This window comes from Halopenitus persicus (genome assembly GCF_900107205.1).
In the GTDB taxonomy this organism is placed as follows: Archaea; Halobacteriota; Halobacteria; order Halobacteriales; family Haloferacaceae; genus Halopenitus; species Halopenitus persicus.
Window position 1 is genome coordinate 16,132 of the sequence record NZ_FNPC01000003.1, and the last position, 17,393, is coordinate 33,524.

Sequence of the window (17,393 nt, forward strand, 5' to 3'; positions counted from 1 at the left end):
GCGGACGGCCGCACCGCGAGCCTAGAACGGGTACTCCCGCGGCTCGTGTTGCAGCGAGATCCACTTCGTCTCGGTGACCTCACGGAGGAACTCCTCGGCGTTGTACCCGCCCATCCCGGAGGCCTTGGTGCCGCTGAAGGGGACGTGGGCCTCGTCGTTGATGGGCTGGTCGCCGACGTGGACCATCCCGGTCTCGAGCCGGTCGGCGATCGCCTTCCCGGTGCCGACGTCGCCGGCGTGAACCGATCCCGAGAGGCCGTACTCCGTGTCGTTGGCGAGCGCGACCGCCTCGTCGACGTCGGAGAACGGGATCACGGGCGCGATCGGGCCGAAGTGCTCGAAGCAGGCGGCCGACATGTCGTTGGTGACCTCCGAGAGCACCGTCGGCGCGACCACGAGCGAGTCGTCGACGCCCTCGAGCGGCACCGTCTCGCCGCCGGTCTCGAGGGTCGCGCCGGCCGCGACCGTCTCCTCGACGTACTCGAGCATCTCGTCGCGCTGTGACTCGTCGATGATCGGCCCGACGATCGTCTCGGGGTCGTGTGCGGAGCCGGCCGGGATCGACTCGGCGCGCTCGACCAGCCGGTCGACGTACTCGTCGTGGACGGATTCGTGGACGAGATGGCGGTTGATGGAGATGCACACCTGTCCCTGGTGGACGAACGAACCGAAGACGGCGGCGTCGATCGCTCGGTCGAGGTCCGCCTCGGCGGTGACGATGTGGGCGTTGTTTCCGCCGAGCTCCATCGCCGGCGTCGCGAGGTTCTCCGCGGCCTGCGACGCCACTTGCCGCCCGACCGGCGTCGACCCCGTGAAGGCGACCACGTCGCTGACGGAGTGGCTCGCCACGCGGTCGCCGATCTCCGAGCCACGGCCGGTGACCACGTTGAGGACGCCGTCCGGCAGGTCGGCCTCGGCGAACAGCTTCGCGAACAGCAGCCCGCCAACGATCGGCGTGTTCGTCGAGGGTTTGAGCACGACCGTGTTGCCGGCCGCGATCGCGGGCGCGACCGCCCGCATCGAGAGGTTCAGCGGGAAGTTCCACGGCGAGATGACCGTGACCGTGCCGGCCGGGATCCGCTCGACGACGTTCTCCTTGCCCGGGACGTTCGAGGCGGCGTGCTCGCCCTTCATCCGGCGCGGGAGCGTCGCGGCCTCCGCGGCCTGGTCGGTCGCGAGATGGACCGACGTCTCCCCCATCGCCCGCGACCCGCCGGCCTCGCGGGACAGGAGGTCGACGATCGCCTCGTGGTGCTCCTCCAGCGCGTCGAGCAGGGACTGCATCGCCTCCTCCCGACGTGCCGGCGGCGCGGCGGCCCACTCCTCCTGGGCCGCGGCGGCGGCCTCGTAGGCCGCGTCGACGTCCGCCGCCGTCCCGCGCGGGACGTGCGCGACGGTCTCGCGCGTGGAGGGATCCTCGACCGCGATCGTCTCCCCGCCGTCGGCTCCGGTCCATTCGCCGTCGATGTACAGCGCGCTCCAGTCGTCGTCGATCCCGAGTTGGGTCATACGGTCGTGGTGTTCGGTAGCGATCCGTATAGATGATCGTGTCGAGGCGATCCGTTCGCGAGTGCGGGTCACGACGGCGGGGGAAGTGCCACGGCGGCGGAGGAAGTGCCACGGCGGCGGGGGGAGTGCCACGGCGGCGGGGGTGCCACGGCGGAAGAGCGCCAGGGCGCGCGACCGAGGAACGTAGCGGTCGCAACGGTGGTTCGGTTCGCACTCCCGCGATTCCGCCGTCGAACCGTCCCCGGGGCGGACCGTAATCGGTTTACTGCGGCCTGTAGAATGGCGGGTGTATGACAGTCACCATCGTCGGCTCCCAGCTGGGTGACGAGGGCAAGGGCGCCCTCGTCGACCGGTGGGGAGGGGACGCGGACGTGATCGTCCGTTATCAGGGCGGCGACAACGCCGGCCACACCGTCGTCGAGGACGGCGACGAGTACAAGCTCTCGCTGGTTCCCAGCGGCGCCGTCAGGGACAAGGTCGGCGTCCTCGGGAACGGCTGCGTCGTGAACCCGCGCACGCTCTTCGAGGAGATCGACGGCCTGCGCGAGCGGGGGCTCGACCCCGACGTCCGGGTCGCCAAGCGCGCCCACGCCATCCTGCCGTACCACCGCGTGCTCGACGGCATCGAGGAGGAGGTCAAATCCGACTCCGACCTCGACGCCGGGACGACCGGCCGGGGGATCGGCCCGACCTACGAGGACAAGGCGGGTCGACGCGGGATCCGGATCGGCGACCTGCTCGACCGGGAGGTGCTCCGCGACCGCCTCGAGTACGTCGTCCCGCAAAAGCGGGCGCTCGCCGAGGAGGTCTACGGCCTCGACGTCGCCGCCAGCGACCACGCCGACGCCTTCGACGTCGACGCCCTGATCGCGGAGTACGCCGATTACGGCGACCGGCTCGCCGCGGACGGGATGGCGATCAACTGCTCGCAGTTCCTTCACGAGGCACGGCAGGCGGGCGACCGCATCATGTTCGAGGGCGCGCAGGGCACCTCGATCGACATCGACCACGGCATCTACCCGTACGTCACCTCCTCGAACCCCACGGCCGGCGGCGCGGCGGTCGGGAGCGGCGTCGGCCCGACCGTCGTCGGGCAGGGCGAGGTCGTCGGCATCGTGAAGGCCTACCTCTCGCGGGTCGGGACCGGACCGCTCCCGACCGAGCTCGACGGCACCGACCGGGAGGAGGAGCTGGCCGACCACATCCGCGAGCGGGGCGGCGAGTTCGGGACCGTCACCGGCCGGCCGCGACGCATCGGGTGGCTCGACCTGCCGATGCTCCGCCACGCCGCGCGCGTCTCCGGCTTCACCGGGATCGCGGTCAACCACGTGGACGTCCTCTCGGGACTCGACGAGCTGAAGGTGTGTGACGCCTACGAGCTCGACGGCGAGCGCATCGACTCGATGCCCGCGACCACCGAGGAGTGGGGCCGGTGTGAGCCGGTCTTCCGCGAGTTCGACCCGTGGCCCGACGTGGACTGGTCGGCCGTCGCGGACGAGGGGGTCGACGCCGGCCTCGCGGCGCTGCCGGAGGAGACGCAGGCGTACCTCGAGTACCTGAGCGAGGCGGTCGAGGCGCCCGTCTACGCCGTCGGCGTCGGTCCCGGCCGTGAGGAGACGATCGAGCTCGTCAACCCCTTCGAGACCGCCTGAGGCCGGATGCACGACAACGACCGGTCGATCCTCGCGATCGCGATGACCGGTCACGGGATGGTCCACGCCTTCGAGATGTCCATCCCGGTCTTTCTCACCTACTGGATGGCCGCCTTCGATGTCGGCACGGGCACGATGGGGACGATCGTGGCCGTCGGCTACGCCCTGTTCGGCATCGGCGCGCTCCCGGGCGGGATCGCGGCCGACGTCTACGGCTCGAAGCGACTCGTGATGACGTGTCTGATCGGGATGGGACTCGCCTTCCTGCTGTTGGGATTCGGCGGGATCGTGGGTCTGACGGTCGCGTTGCTGCTGTGGGGCGCCGCCGCGAGCCTGTATCATCCCTCGGGGCTCCGGCTCATCAGCACCGGCATCGAGGAGCGGGGGTCCGCGTTCGCCTTCCATGGGATGGCGGGCAACCTCGGGATCACCCTCGGCCCGCTCGTCGCCGTCCTCCTGTTGCTGGTCCTTCCGTGGCGTGCGGTCGCGGCGGCGTTCGCGATCCCCGCCATCCTCGCCGCGATCGCGGTGGCGTTCGTCGACGTCGACGAAACCGCGGCGGCCGCGGGCGCCGACGGGACGAGCACTGATGGGGGCGAAGCCGCCGACTCCGATCACGGAGGCCCTGAAACCGGCGACCCTGGAACCGGCGACCCGCCCTCGGTCCGCGAGGTCCTCGCGGACACCCGGCTGCTGTTCGCGGGCGCCTTCGTGCTCGTGTTCGCGATCGTGATCCTCCAGGGGTTCTTCTACCGCGGCATCCTCACCTTCCTGCCGGAGGTGCTGTCCGACTCGGCGGTCCTCGAGCCGGTCGTCATCCTCGACCGCGAGGTCGCTCCCGCCAGATACGTCTACGTCGCGCTGCTGTGCGTCGGGATGGGCGGCCAGTACCTCGGCGGCACGCTCAGCGACCGGTACCCGCCCGAGCAGGTCGCGATCGGCGCGTTCCTGCTGCTTGCGGTCCTCAGCCTCGCGTTCGTTCCGGCCGCGGCGTTCGGCGTCGCGGCGCTGGTCGGCGTCAGTCTCCTGATCGGATTCGTCCTGTTCGGGGAACAGCCGCTGATGCAGGCCGTCGTCGCCGAGTACACCGGGTCCGGAGACCGCGGCCTGGCGTACGGCTATATGTACCTCGGGACCTTCGGCATCGGGTCGCTCGGCGCGGCCGTCAGCGGGGCCGTGCTGGCCTACACCACGCAGCAGGCGCTGTTCGTCGTGCTCGCGCTGGTGCCGACCGCTGCGGCGGTCGCCTCGGCGGCGCTCTACCGACGCGGCCGCGGCTGACGTCCGGGGCTCGTCCCGCGGTCCCGCCGCTGGATCCGAATCCCGCCCGACTCGCGACCGAGTTCGAACCGACCACGAAGCCGAGTCCGAACGACCGCGAAGCCGAATCCGAACGACCGCGAAGCCGAATCCGGTCCGAACCGGGACCCGCACACTTTTGACGGCCCCTCGCCTACCGCCGGCCATGAAGGAGTCGCTCCTCGACATCATCTGCTGTCCGCTGGACAAACACGACCTCGAGCTCGAGGTCGAGGACCGCGAGGACGGGGAGGTCCTCGAGGGCACGCTCACCTGCACCGACTGCGGGGAGACGTACCCGATCGAGGACGGCATCCCGAACCTCCTCCCGCCGGATATGCGCGAGGAAGCACCCGCCTGAGGCGGCCGCGTCGTTCGTACCGCGGCTCCGGTCACGGGACCGCTCCGCCCGCGTTGTCTCCCGGATCCGCCGCCGCCATCTCTCGAGGATCGATCACCACCATCTCCCGAGGATCGACCACCACCATCTCTCGGTCGTATCCGCCCCGTCTTGGGGGCCCGTGCGCGCCGTGACCGGCGTGAACCTTTTTCTACCGCGCACGCGAGGTAGCAGACGTGCAGACGATCCCGATCGAGGTGAACGGCGACGGCGTGCACTCGATCGCGGCTCCCGACCGGATCACGGTCGAGGGCCCCTTCGAGATCGCGATCGACAACCAGGGACAGGCCGCCCACGTTCACCTCAACGTCGACGACGACCTCGGACGGGTCGCCCGCCTCGGGGAGACGAACCACTTCCTCGAGGCGGACGCGCGCCGCGTCGTTCACGTCGACGTGCGCTCGGACCGTCCCGACCAACCCGTCCGCGGCAAGCTCAAGGCCGTCGTCGGCCACGGGTCCGGAACCGCGTACCTCACCGTCGTCGTGGAGCCGGCGCCGGAACCGGAAGCGGAGTCGGTTACCGTCGACGACGCCCTGTCCGATCCCCCCGAACGGGATCCGGAGCCGACGACTCTCGAGCGGGTCGTCGCCGCGGTCGACGCCGTTTTCGGCGACGGGCTCGGCCCCGCGGTCGCGGTTGCTGCGGTCGCGGTCGTGATCGCGCTCGGGGTCGGGGCCGCCTTGAACACGCCGGCGGTCTTCCTGGCGGCCGGGCTCGTCGTCGCCGCCGTCGTCTTCGCGCTCGCGCTCGTGCTTCGGTGATCCGTCGTCCGGTCTCCCGGCGACCGGCTACTCGCCGTCGGTCCCCTCGTCGGGGTCGGTCGGGACGCCACAGAGGTTTCCGTCATCGTCGAACCGCTTGGCTCTGAGGAACCGGGTTCGATACCGGTTTGCGCCCTCGTAGACGTCGGCCTCGCGGATCTCCTCGACCCGTCCGTCCGCGACCGCGTCGATGATCGCCTCGATCTGCTCCTTCTCGCTGGGCGTGAGGTCGAACTCGTAGGTCCGCTCGGACTCCGACTCGAGCTTCGTCCACTGGCGCGCGGCCGAGACGACGAGCGAGCAGGGCTCCCGGCAGGGGAAGACGCCGTCGCCGCCGTCGACCGACAGGGGCGTGTCGGCGTCGTACTCCCACTCCCGGCGCTTGAGACACTGCGAGTCCGCACAGCAGGTCTCCGCGACCCACTCGACGTGCTCGTGGCCCTCGCCGCGGTCCCACGTTTCGATCACGCCGTAGATGCCGGTCTGCCGCGCCATCGTCTCGTGCCAGTGGGAGACGTCGAGCGCGCCGCGCCGCTCCCGGTCCCAGTTCGCGACGGTCGCCGGGTAGAACGTCTCGACCGTCTCGTAACACTCCCGAGCGTCGAGGTCGGGAAAGACCCAGCCGGCCGTCAACGTCGGCGCGGTCTTGAGCGGCCGGTACCGGCCGTCAGAATCGTGTTTCGCGATCGACCGCGCCGTCCGGGGGTCCTCGTGCGCCTCGAGGTGGTCGCGGTCGATCCCCGCCGCGTCGACGTGCCGGATCTCGTACCGGCGCGTGCCGTCGTCCGCGAGCGTGACCGTGATGCGGAGCTCGCCCCACTCCCGGGTCACGCCGGTCGCCAGCGATGCGTATCGGTCACGGATCGCCGCTTCGACCGCCGTCGAGTCAGGCCCCTCGGCGTCCGTTTCGCCGTCATCCAGCCGGTCCAGCCGGTCCGTCGCCCCCTCCAGCCAGCGGAGGAAGGCGCCGCGCGGTCCCTCGTCGTCGACGACGTGCTCGAAGACGTACCAGTCGGCGACGGCGACCGCGTGCTCGTGTGCGACCTCCGCGAACGCCTCCCGTGAGAGCCCCGTTCGCCGACCATCCGTCGTCTCGAATACGTAGGCGTCGTCGGCGTCGCCGGCGTCGTCGAACGCGACTCGAAACCCGTCCACGGCGAGGGTCGGCGAGCGTTCGTCGTCGCTCGGTGCTCGCGCCAGCGCGTCGATCGCGGCGGTCGGGAGGTCGATCGACGGGACGTCGTTCCCACGGTCCCTGGCGTCCCCCCGGTCGGCGGCCTCGGCCCGGCTCGCGTCGTCGGCGTGCGTGTTCGCCGTCATGGGTGCCCCGCGGCGACGCGAGTCTCCCGACGAACCGTCTCCACGGCGTCGCCGACGTCGGCGCCGGCGTCGGCGGCGCGCTCGAGCACGACGTCGGCAAGCAGCGGCTCGGTCCCGACGGCGCCGGCGTACCAGATCCGGTGGCCGTCGACGGTCGTCGGCACGTCGTAGCCGGTTCGGTAGTCGTCGGTGAGCCCCATATCCTCCGGGATGTCCTCCTGGGTGTGGAAGCCGTCCGCGATGAACAGCGGCACCACGACCACGTCCGTCGCGGTGAAGTGGTCGGTCACGTCGTCGACCTCGGGCTCCTCGTCCATGTACAGCGCCTTGACCTCGTCGAACCGCCCGGTCTCGCGGACCCGGTCGGCGTGGTACTCGATCGCCTTCGCCGAGTTCTCGTTGCGCTCGGTGCCGTGGCCGACCACCGCGAGCCCGAACCCCTCGCCGACGTCGGGGTCGTCGGTCACCGTCTCCGCCCGACGGACCACCACGTCGGTCATCGCCTCGTGGGTTCCGACCGGACCGCAGTAGTGGACGGTCTGACCCGTGTCGGTCGCGGTCAGCGTCGCCTGGTCCGCCGAGAGGCCGTCGGAGTCCCACCGGTCGACGTCCCACCCCTCCAGCCGGAGCTCGCGCGGGATCACCTGCTCGGTGAAGTACCCCTCGGAGACGAACAGCGGGACCACGTACACCTCGTCGCTCTCGACCGTCCGGAGAACCTCCCGGAGGTGCGGTTCCTCCTTCCAGAACCCGGTGTGGACCGCCTCGAAGGCGCCCGCCTCGCGGATCGTGTCCGCGTGGTCGTACGTCGGCGCGCTCGAGTCCGGATTGAGGTGTGACCCGTGGGCCACGATGACCAGCGACTGCATATCGGATCCAGGGACGCGCCGGCCTTAGGGACTTCGGAGCCGACGGCAGCGGGAACGGGAATCGGCGACGGGACCGAAGACGGGCGCCGTCACTCTCGGCACGATCCGGGTCGGCGGTTTCAAGGCGCCGCCCGCGGTAGCCGCGGATATGTCGCTTGCAGCCGATACCCGTGCGGCGGTTCGGGCTCACCCGTTCCTCCACGACGCGCTCCGGGCGGGCGTTCTCAACCACGCCGCGGCCGCCGAGTGGCTCCTCTCACACGCCGTCGGTCTCGAGGGCGATGCAGACGCGATCGCCACCGCGATCCGCCGCTTCGGGACGAACCTCGACGACCTCGATCGGTCCGCCGTTCGCGCCAGCGTGTCGATGCGGAGCGGGGTGGCGATCGTCGATCGCGACCGTCTCGCCGACGAGGACGCTCGTCCCGTCGCGACCGTCGGGGACGTCGCGGTCGTTCCGGAGGGCGAGTTGACCGCGGTGCTGGCCACCGGCTCGGTCGGTCCCGGCGTCCTGGGGCACGTCCTCGGTCGACTTCGGATCGCCGGCATCGGCGTCCACGCGTGTGCGGCCGGCGGTGAAACGTGTCTCCTCGTCGTCGATCGCCTCGCGGGTGCCGATGCGGTTCGCGTCCTCGAGGACGCGTTGACCGCCGTTCCCGACCGGGAGATCGACTGAGGGCGGACACATCGGTTCGTCGGCCGATCCCTCCCGATCGATCACCGAACTCGTGTCCGATCCGAACGGTTAAGGTGTCGCGTGGGGTACGTTCACATCCGTTGGCAGTTCTCCCGTCGCGGACAGCAACTTTTAAACCCCGGGATGACAAGTTAACATATGCCATGATAGACCGACTGGAGAAGGAAGTCGATATGTTGGAACGGCACTTGCAGGTGCTGAAGATGGTGATCGAGAACGAACCCATCGGCATCGTCAAGATGTCGAACGAGACCGGCTACCCCCACCACAAGGTTCGGTACTCGCTTCGCGTGCTCGAGGAGGAAAACCTCATCGAGCCGTCCAGTCAGGGCGCGATCACCACCGAGCGCACCCAGGAGTTCGTCGACGAGCTCGACGAGAAGCTCGACCAGACGGTCGACAAGCTCGGCGAGATGCGGATCGACTCCGCCACCGAAGTCGAGAACTGATCCGACCGGTTCCTGACCGACCGCCGGCTGCTTCTCGCGCCGCGTGATCACACACCGGGGACGAGCCCGGCGAGACGCGTGACTCGGGACTGACCAAGCGCGGGACTACCGAAACGACGCCGCGAGTACGGCCTCGCAGCGACGCGCTAGAGTTCCGGAACCGTCAGGTGGAACCCGCGATCGCGGGCCTCGGCCAGACAGAGGTGGAACCCTTGTTTCCGCGAGATCTTGACGAAGCTCCGCTTCTTCGACCGGTTCAACAGGCCGCCGCCGGTCGCGTCCGCGGCCTCCTCCAGGGCGCCGGGCTCGAAGAAGCTCGAGGTGACCGCGAACCCCGCCGTGAAGGCGTCGTTCCCCTCCGCGAGGCGCGACCCCGTCTCCACCAGCCCCTCGAGGGTTCCCTCGGGGGTCGGGTCGCGGCCGTCGTTGAGATCCGCGACGACGAGCGGATTGCCCATTCGGTCGCGCAACACGAGGTCGAAGGCCTGCTGTTCGCGGTGCTCCTCGCCCTCCGACTCGTAGACCAGCGAGACCGACCCGCCGATCTCGGCCCGGTCGATCCGCGGGATGGCGTCGTAGAGGTCCTGGAGCCCGCTGACGTTCCCCGTCTCGCGGATCTCGAAGAGCAGCTCGGTGACGACCCACTTCGTGAATCCGAACTCCATCGTCTCGACGAGGAACTCCCGATACGGCCGGCCCTCGACGACGGCCCGCTCGTCCTCGAAGCTCGTGTGGTGTTCGATCCGGAGGTTGTTCACCAGCTCGTCGTGTCCGATCGAGCCGTCGTGGGCCTTCTCGAGCGTCGCGCCGCCCTTCGACCCGTACCGGACGAACAGGTTCGTCCCGGCCAGCGCGTCCGCCGGCGAGAGCACGCGGTCGCCCTCGGGCAGCTGCGAGCGGGCCTCCTCCAGATCCCCCCGAACCCGGTCGAGCTCCGACTCGAGCTCGCCGACGCGCTCCTCGAGCCGGTCGGCCTCGGCGCTGAGCTCGTCCCGCTCGGCGATGAGGTCGTCACGTTCAGCCTGGAGGCGGTCACGCTCCTCCTCGAGCCGGTCGCGTTCCTCCTCGAGCCGGTCGCGCTCCTCGGTCGTCTCCGCCAGCGCGCCCTCGAGCCGGTCGAGCTCCTCCCGGAGGTCGGGTCGCTCCGACCCGGAGCGGGCGGTCCCCGCGTTCGCGTCCGTCGTCGACCCTTGCCGGTTCGGCGCCGACTGCGACCCGGATTCCGCTGCGGACCCCGATCGTCGCGTCGTCGCCGACTGTCGCGACTCCGGCGATCGGTCCGTCGGTCGCGGGCTCCGCTCGCTCGCACCGGATCGGGATCCGCCGGTCTCGGCGCTCGCGCCCGGGTTCCCGTCGTCGCCCGCCGCGGACCGTCGGTCCGCCCGCGTCTCGGACGGATCGATGGACGGGATCGATTTCGTCTCCCGCCACTCGGCCTCCTGGGAGAAGACGCTGTCCGAGTCGGACGCGTCGGGCTCTCCGGCGGATTTCTGGTCGCCCCCGGAGGGAGCCGCCTCCCGCCGCCGCTCCGCCTCGCGATGGCGACTCGGGCGGGGGCCGGTCGCGGCGTCCGTGGTCGTCGTGTCCCGGCGCGGCTCCCGATCTCCCGTGCGTTCGCTTGCGGTCCCGGCGTCCGTCGTGGCGGCGGCATCGGATCGCCTGGTCGTGGCGTCGTCGATTTTCGCTTCGGTGTCGTCGGGTCCCGCTTCGGTGTCGTCGGGTCTCGTCGTGGCGTCGTCAGCCCGGGATCCGGCGGATTCGGGGCGTGTTTCCGCCTCGTCGCGTTCCGATCCGCCGCCCCGTTCCGCGTCGTCGGGTCCCGAACCGGCTGGCTCGGTGCCGGCACCACCCTCGGCGTCGTCGACGGTGGTCCCGGCGTCGGCGTTCCCTGCGTCGGCAGCCGCCCCTTCGGTCTCCGCATCGGTCGCGCGGTCCGCGGTCGTGGCATCGTCGGTCGCCGCGTCGGGGCTCGCAGCGCGGTCGGGCTCTGCCGCGGTCGCCGACTCGTCGTCCGGGCTCGCGGCCGGATCGGTACCCGTCGCGACCGCCACGTCATCGTCGTCATTCCTGGCGGCGTCGGCGTCCCCGGCGTCGGACCCTCCGTCGGCGTTCCCCGCCGCATCGGCGTCGGCTGCGTCACTCGGCTCGGTCGGCTCCTCGTCGTCGGTCGACGACCCGGGGTCGTCCGCGAACGATCCCCGGCCGCCGACGGTCGATCCGGCCGCGGCGGCGGGTTCCGGCACGTCCTGGACCTCCAGGTCGACCTCGTAGACGGTGTAGATGCCGACCTCGTCGTCGGCCAGCTCGAACGCCTCGGCGCCGGTCTTCAGCTGTTCGGCGTTGCCGATGAACGCGACCGGGAACGACTCGCCGCCGTAATACACGACGTAGTAGTCGCCCGAGAGGACGTTCTCCGAGAGCTCGATGTAGCCGGTGAAGCTGGACTGCGAGAGCGTGCGGTCGGCCTCCGAGATCGGCGTCTCGTTCGTGTAGTACTGCGCCTTCTGTTCGCCGCCGCGTGTCTGCATCGCGAACAGCAGCGGCAGCGACTCGTCGGGTGCCCGGTAGGCCGTTCCGGAGGCGTCCTCGAACGCCGACAGGGACCCGCCGGTGACGCCGACGACGCGGCCGTTCGACAGATAGGCTCGGACGGCCCCGTCGGTCACCACGCCCGAGAAGTCGCGATCGGCGAGCCGGCTCAACCCGGCGATCCCGTCGGAGACGGTCTCCGCCTCCCACTCGGTCACGACGTCGGTGCGATCGCCATCCATTTGGGTTATCTCGCCGGAGGCGACGCAAATACTTTCCGGAGCGAATGCCGGGCGTCAGACGCCGCGCCTCGGCGTCCCGGCCCGAACGGCCCCGTGGTCCCGCCGCGATCGGATCGGTCCCGATCCGCCGCGCTCGTTTCGCTTCCGAGACGGCCTCGATCACTCCGCTTCCGAAACGGCCTCGATCGCCTCGCAGCCGAGGTCGATCACGTCCGCGTCCAGGTCGCTCGCTCGTAGATCGGCCGGCGTGTACCACTTCCAGCCGTCGGCGTCCACCTCGTCGGTGCCGACGGGGTCGATATCCCGGGACGGGACGCGCGCGAAATAGAGATGGTCGACGTGCTGGTGGCCGACCCGCCCCGCCTCGTCGACGTTGATGTCGTACAACAACAGGTGTGCCGGCCGTGGAAGGCTCCGGCCGTTCGGCCCCTCGATCCCGGCTCGGTCGGCGACGAGCTCCGCCTCGAGCCCGGTCTCCTCGTACACCTCACGGACCGCGGCCTCGTGGGGCAGCTCGTCGCGGTCGATGTGTCCGCCCGGCGGAACGCGAATGCCGAGCCGATCGTGTTCGTGGAGTGCGGTGGCGCCGTCGTTGACGACGTACGCGGTCGCGGTGAAGTGACGGGTGGTTTCCATACCGCCCCGTATTCGGCGCGTCGTAAGAGGAATGTCGGTTCGGGAGTCGCCCTCGGGACCGGATTCCCCCGCCCCGCTACAGCGTCGCGACGTCCTCTTCGGCGTCGAGCAGCTCGTGGTAGCGGTTCCGGATCGTGACCTCGGAGATGTTCGCGACCTCGCTCACCTCGTTTTGCGTGACCTTCTCGTTGGTGAGCAGGGAGGCGGCGTAGACGGCGGCTGCGGCGAGCCCGACCGGGGACTTCCCGGAGTGGACGCCCTGGTCCTTCGCCGTATCCAGCAGCTGTCGGGCGCGCATCTCCGCCTCGTCGGAGAGGCCGAGATCGGAGGCGAACCGCGGCACGTAGCTCTCCGGGTCGGCCGGCTGGATCTCCAGCTTCAGTTCACGAACGACGTAGCGGTACGTGCGTGCGATCTCGTCCTTCTCGACGCGGGAGACGTTGGTGATCTCGTCGAGGGAACGCGGCGTCCCGGCCTGGCGGGCGGCCGCGTACAGCGAGGCGGTCGCGACGCCCTCGATCGAGCGGCCGGGGAGGAGGTCCTCGTCGAGCGCGCGCCGGTAGATGACGGAGGCGGTCTCGCGGACGTTCTCGGGGAGGCCGAGCGCGGAAGCCATCCGGTCGATCTCGCCGAGCGCCTGCTTGAGGTTCCGTTCCTTGGAGTCGCGCGTCCGGAAGCGCTCGTTCCACGTCCGGAGTCGCTGCATCTTCTCACGCTGGCGGCTCGAGAGCGACCGGCCGTAGGCGTCCTTGTCCTGCCAGCCGATGTTCGTCGAGAGCCCCTTGTCGTGCATCATCTCCGTGGTCGGGGCGCCCACGCGGGACTTCTCGTCCTTCTCCCGGGAGTCGAACGCACGCCACTCGGGGCCGCGGTCGATCTCGTCCTCCTCCACGACGAGTCCGCAGTCCGCACAGACCGTCTCGCCGTGTTCGGTGTCCGTCGTGAGGTTGCCGCCGCACTCGGGACAGCGAAGCGTCTCGTCGTCGGTCGCCTCGAGTTCCTCGTTCTCGCGTTCGTCGGTGTGGGTGATGCTGTGTTCGCTCATTGGATGGGGTCGGGACCGCGTGCCGCTGGTCGGGTCCGAGAGATGCGTCTCGGCTTCGTCTTCCTCACTAAAATATAGGGCATCAACGCATATAAGTGTATTTATAAATTCCGAACATATTCCTATAGAAAATTGAGCCGAGAACGTCTCAAACGGCCAATCGTTCGATCGCCGCGATGTGACATCCTGATCGGCCCGATCGGGCATATCCAATATATAATTATTTCGCCGCCGTGACGCCACAGTCCGCCGACGCGCTGCCGCGAACGGACCGCCGGGAAGCCAACCACTATAGGCCGCGCCGCCGGACCGATCGGTATGACTCGGGAGCTGACGGCGCTCGCGGAGACGCTCGCTGACGCCGGTCGCGACGGGTACCTGATCGACGCCGACTGGGAGGACCCGAACCAGCTGTACCTCTCGGGATTCACCGGTCCGGACCCGTTTCTCACCGTCTACGCGGACGGCCGAACGCACCTGCTCGTCTCCGGGCTCGAGTACGCCCGAGCGAAGCGGAGCTCGCGGGCCGACGTCGTTCGCCGCCACGCCGAGTACGACTTCCAGTACGGCGGCCGCGAGGAGCGGCTCGACATGTACGCCGCCTTCCTCGACGACGTCGGCGTCGAGTCCGTTCTGATGCCGGCACGCGGGCCGATCGAGACGGCCGACGGGCTCCGCGAGCGCGGGATCGACGTCGCGATCGACCGCGAGGACGCGCTTACGGCGCTTCGAGCCGTCAAAACCGACGCCGAGGTCGACCGGATCCGGGCCGCACAGCGGGCGACCGAGGCCGCGATGGCGGCCGCGGAATCGCTGCTGGCCGACGCGGACGTCGACGACGGGACGCTCGTCCACGACGGCGAGCCGCTGACGAGCGAACGCGTCAGGGAGGCGATCGAGGTGACGCTGCTGCGGCACGGCTGCGCGTCCGCGGAGACGATCGTGGCCGGCGGCGCGCAGGCGGCCGACCCCCACGACCGCGGGTCGGGTCCGCTCGCGGCCGGCGAGTCGATCGTCATCGACGTCTTTCCGCGGGACACCGAGACGAAGTACTTCGCGGACATGACCCGGACCTTCGCCGTCGGCGATCCCGGCGACACGCTCCGGGAGTGGTACGACCGCACGCTGGAGGCGCTGGAGGCGGCCGTCGACGCCGTCGAGCCGGGGGCGACCGGCGAGGACGTCCACGTCGCCGCCTGCGAGGTCTACGAGGACGCGGGCCACCCCACGCTCCGCAGCGACCCGGAGACCGAGACCGGGTTCGTCCACTCGACCGGTCACGGCGTCGGACTGGCCGTCCACGAACCTCCGCGGCTCTCGATGGACGCCGGCGAGCTCGAGCCGGGGAACGTCGTGACGATCGAGCCCGGGCTGTACGACCCCGACGTGGGCGGCGTCCGGGTCGAGGACCTCGTCGTCGTCACCGAGGACGGCTGCGAGACGCTCACCGACTACCCGAAACGGTTCGTGATCGACTGATGCGACGTGCCCGGCCCGCAAAGCGAGACGCCCGTTCCGCACGACGAGACGCCCGTTCCGCACGGCACCAACCGACGGTATGACGCGCCGGTACGCCTACACGGTCCTCGGGCTGTGTACCCTCGCGTTCAGCGCGACGATGGTCGCTCGGCTGGCGATCAGCCCGGTCGTTCCGCTCGTGGCCGACGACTTCGGCGTCTCCTACGGCACCGTGGGGCTCGCGCTCTCGGGGATGTGGGCGGCGTACGCGCTCTCGCAGTTCCCCTCCGGCGTGCTCGGGGAACGGTACGGCGAACGGCGGATCATCCTCGTGGCGGTCGGCGCCACCGCGATCGCGGCGCTGCTTTTGGCCCTCTCCCCGTCGGTGTGGGCGTTCCTCGCGTTCACCGTCCTGCTCGGCGCCGGCGCCGGGCTCCACTACTCGGTCGCGACGACGCTTCTCACCCGCGAGTTCGACGACATCGGTCGCGCGATCGGGATCCACGTCTCCGGCGGGCCCGCCGCGGGTCTGCTCGCGCCGCCGGCGGCCGCGCTCGTCGGGGCCCGGTACGGCTGGCGGGCGGCGATGCTGCTCGGCGTCCTCGTCGCGGTTCCGGTCTTCGCCCTGTTCGCGTGGCGGGTTCGTCCGACCGAACCGCTGCGGCCCGACCAGGCGCTCGCCGACCGGTTCGCGCTCGCGCCGCTGGTCGAGCTCGTCTCGCGGCCCCCGATCGCCTACACGACCGGGCTCGCGATGCTCGGCGCGTTCGCCTGGCAGGCGACCGCCTCGTTCCTGCCGACGTTCCTCACCGACGCGGCCGGGCTGTCCACCGCCGCCGCGAGCCTCCTGTTCTCGCTGTACTTCCTGGTGCACGGCGGGCTCCAGCCGGTCCTCGGGGCGGTCTCCGACCGGCTCGGCCGGGACGCCGTCGCGACGCTGACGATGGTATCCGGGATCCTCGGGTACGGGGGGCTCGTTTACGCCGCGACGGCGGGACTGGGGCTAGTCGCTCTCGCGACGGCCACGATCGGCGTCGGCGTCGCGATGTCGTGGGGCGCGCCGGTCCAGTCCCGCTTTATGGACCTCCTCGGCGACGCCGAGCGCGGCGCCGGCTTCGGACTCGTTCGCACCGTCTACATGGTGCTCGGCGCCTCCGGGAGCGTCATCGTCGGCACCGTCTCCGACGTCGCGGGCTGGACCGTCGCGTTCGGTCTGTTGACCCTCGTGATGGCGATCGGGGCGAGCGCGCTGACGGCGAACCGGGTGCTGCGGCTTGGGTTGTGACGGTGCTGCGGCTCGGGCTGTGACGGTGCTGCGGCTCGGGCTGTGACGGCGCTCGTTTCTCGCCCGCCCCGCACGCCCCGTTCACGATTCCGATCGCCGAAACGATTTAGGAACGAGGCCGCCTCTCACGGGACGATATGCGCGTTCTCTCGGATGACGACGTCGCGAGCGTCCTCGATCTCGAGGCGCTCCTCGAGGTGGTCGACGAGGCGTTCCGGAAGCAGGGTCGCGGCGAGGTCGAACGACCCGACCGGCCGCACTTCCCGGTCGGAACCGGGCTGACGGTCCCGGCACCGGAGGGGTCCGACGACGGCGAGTTGGGTGGATCCGACGGCGACGAGTCGGGTGGGTCGGATGGCGGCGAATCGGGCGGGAACGGTTCGGTTGCGGGACCCTTCGGGACGGCGCTCGTGATGCCGGCGTACGTCCACGGCGCTGAGACCTACGCCACGAAGCTCGCCGCGGTTCACGAGAACAACCCGGGGCGCGGGCTCGAGACGGTCAACGCCACGATCGCGCTCACGGACGCGGCGACCGGACTGCCGGTCGCCTACCTCTCCGGATCCCGGATCACGAACGCCAGAACGGGCTGTATCGGTGGCGTCGCCGCCCGCGCGCTCGCGACCGACGGACCGGTCACGCTCGGCGTGATCGGCGCCGGCAGGCAGGCGCGCTGGCAGGTCAGGGCGATCGACGCCGCGACCGACCTCGACCGCGTCCGCGTCTACTCTCCCAGCGACTCCCGGAACGAGTGTGCGGAGACGCTCCGCTCGGAAGGGATCGACGCGACGGCGGTCGACTCGCCGCGGGCGGCGGTGGCGGGGGCGACCGTCGTCGTCACCGCGACCCCGGCGAGCGAGCCGGTCTTCGACGGCGCCGACCTCGAGCCGGGAGCGCTCGTGGTGGCGATCGGCGCCTACGACGAGTCGATGCGCGAGCTCGACGCCGAGACGATCCGGCGCGCCGACCGCCTCTTCGGCGACGTCCCGTCCGAGGCGGCCCACACGGGCGACATCCCGGACGACGTTACCGCCGCCGACCTCACCCCGCTTTCGGCCGCGCTCGAGGGGACGGCTGGGCGGGGATCGGACGCCGAGGTCATCGTCGTCGAGTCGGTCGGGAGCGCGGTCCTCGACGCCGCAGCCGCCGAGCACTTATATACTGAGGCGCAGCGTCGCGGCGTCGGACGCGACGTCGACGTGTAGGGTGGCAATACCGTGACGTGGGAGAAACGGCGCC

The 17,393-nt window shown here is 70.5% G+C and carries 15 protein-coding genes; 9 read left to right on the forward strand and 6 right to left on the reverse strand.

Going from position 1 to position 17,393, the window contains the following annotated elements; genetic code table 11:
• Positions 1-21: 21 nt before the first annotated feature.
• A complete protein-coding gene (locus tag BLV25_RS05305) occupies positions 22-1,509 on the reverse strand; it encodes an aldehyde dehydrogenase family protein (RefSeq protein WP_092731267.1) in 1,488 nt (495 codons plus the stop codon).
• Between the two features lie 290 nt (positions 1,510-1,799).
• Between BLV25_RS05305 and BLV25_RS05310 the strand changes: the two genes are divergently transcribed.
• The 4 genes from BLV25_RS05310 to BLV25_RS05325 all read left to right on the forward strand — a co-directional run bounded on the left by BLV25_RS05310 (position 1,800) and on the right by BLV25_RS05325 (position 5,624).
• Complete coding sequence (locus tag BLV25_RS05310) at positions 1,800-3,161, forward strand: adenylosuccinate synthase (RefSeq protein WP_021075126.1); 1,362 nt, start codon at positions 1,800-1,802, stop codon at positions 3,159-3,161.
• A 6-nt stretch (positions 3,162-3,167) separates the two neighbouring features.
• Positions 3,168-4,442 (forward strand): MFS transporter, encoded by a 1,275-nt coding sequence (locus BLV25_RS05315; protein WP_092731269.1) that lies wholly within the window; start codon positions 3,168-3,170, stop codon positions 4,440-4,442.
• Between the two features lie 184 nt (positions 4,443-4,626).
• Entirely contained in the window at positions 4,627-4,821 is a 195-nt protein-coding gene (locus tag BLV25_RS05320; protein WP_021075128.1) for a methytransferase partner Trm112, read from the forward strand.
• A gap of 215 nt (positions 4,822-5,036) precedes the next feature.
• Positions 5,037-5,624, forward strand: a complete 588-nt coding sequence (locus tag BLV25_RS05325) for a DUF7524 family protein (protein WP_021075129.1) — start codon at positions 5,037-5,039, stop codon at positions 5,622-5,624.
• Between the two features lie 27 nt (positions 5,625-5,651).
• Here the strand turns inward: BLV25_RS05325 and BLV25_RS05330 are convergent, their stop codons facing one another.
• Positions 5,652-6,944 carry a DR2241 family protein gene (locus BLV25_RS05330; protein ID WP_176819439.1) on the reverse strand — a complete coding sequence of 431 codons (1,293 nt, stop codon included), beginning with the start codon at positions 6,942-6,944 and terminating at the stop codon, positions 5,652-5,654.
• Positions 6,941-7,813, reverse strand: coding sequence for a CbiX/SirB N-terminal domain-containing protein (locus BLV25_RS05335; RefSeq protein WP_021075131.1), 873 nt, complete (start codon positions 7,811-7,813; stop codon positions 6,941-6,943). Before BLV25_RS05335 ends, BLV25_RS05330 begins: the two co-directional genes overlap by 4 nt.
• 148 nt (positions 7,814-7,961) lie before the next feature.
• Between BLV25_RS05335 and BLV25_RS05340 the strand changes: the two genes are divergently transcribed.
• Positions 7,962-8,489, forward strand: coding sequence for a DUF7523 family protein (locus BLV25_RS05340; RefSeq protein ID WP_021075132.1), 528 nt, complete (start codon positions 7,962-7,964; stop codon positions 8,487-8,489).
• Between the two features lie 164 nt (positions 8,490-8,653).
• Positions 8,654-8,959, forward strand: coding sequence for a hypothetical protein (locus BLV25_RS05345; RefSeq protein ID WP_021075133.1), 306 nt, complete (start codon positions 8,654-8,656; stop codon positions 8,957-8,959).
• A 146-nt stretch (positions 8,960-9,105) separates the two neighbouring features.
• Here the strand turns inward: BLV25_RS05345 and BLV25_RS05350 are convergent, their stop codons facing one another.
• The 3 genes from BLV25_RS05350 to BLV25_RS05360 all read right to left on the reverse strand — a co-directional run bounded on the left by BLV25_RS05350 (position 9,106) and on the right by BLV25_RS05360 (position 13,411).
• Positions 9,106-11,730, reverse strand: coding sequence for a DUF7527 domain-containing protein (locus BLV25_RS05350; protein WP_092731271.1), 2,625 nt, complete (start codon positions 11,728-11,730; stop codon positions 9,106-9,108).
• Between the two features lie 159 nt (positions 11,731-11,889).
• On the reverse strand, positions 11,890-12,366 hold the full coding sequence (locus BLV25_RS05355) for an NUDIX hydrolase (protein WP_092731273.1): 477 nt from the start codon (positions 12,364-12,366) through the stop codon (positions 11,890-11,892).
• Between the two features lie 76 nt (positions 12,367-12,442).
• The gene (locus BLV25_RS05360) at positions 12,443-13,411 is read right to left on the reverse strand and encodes a transcription initiation factor IIB (protein WP_021075136.1); all 969 of its coding nucleotides are present in this window, start codon (positions 13,409-13,411) and stop codon (positions 12,443-12,445) included.
• Between the two features lie 318 nt (positions 13,412-13,729).
• Here BLV25_RS05360 and BLV25_RS05365 point away from each other — a divergent pair, with 318 nt between their 5' ends.
• From BLV25_RS05365 to BLV25_RS05375, 3 genes are all read left to right on the forward strand, one after another.
• Positions 13,730-14,890 carry a M24 family metallopeptidase gene (locus BLV25_RS05365; protein ID WP_092731275.1) on the forward strand — a complete coding sequence of 387 codons (1,161 nt, stop codon included), beginning with the start codon at positions 13,730-13,732 and terminating at the stop codon, positions 14,888-14,890.
• Positions 14,891-14,969: 79 nt separating this feature from the next.
• On the forward strand, positions 14,970-16,154 hold the full coding sequence (locus BLV25_RS05370) for an MFS transporter (protein ID WP_092731277.1): 1,185 nt from the start codon (positions 14,970-14,972) through the stop codon (positions 16,152-16,154).
• 137 nt (positions 16,155-16,291) lie between these two features.
• Positions 16,292-17,359, forward strand: coding sequence for an ornithine cyclodeaminase family protein (locus BLV25_RS05375; protein ID WP_092731279.1), 1,068 nt, complete (start codon positions 16,292-16,294; stop codon positions 17,357-17,359).
• Positions 17,360-17,393 lie beyond the last annotated feature (34 nt).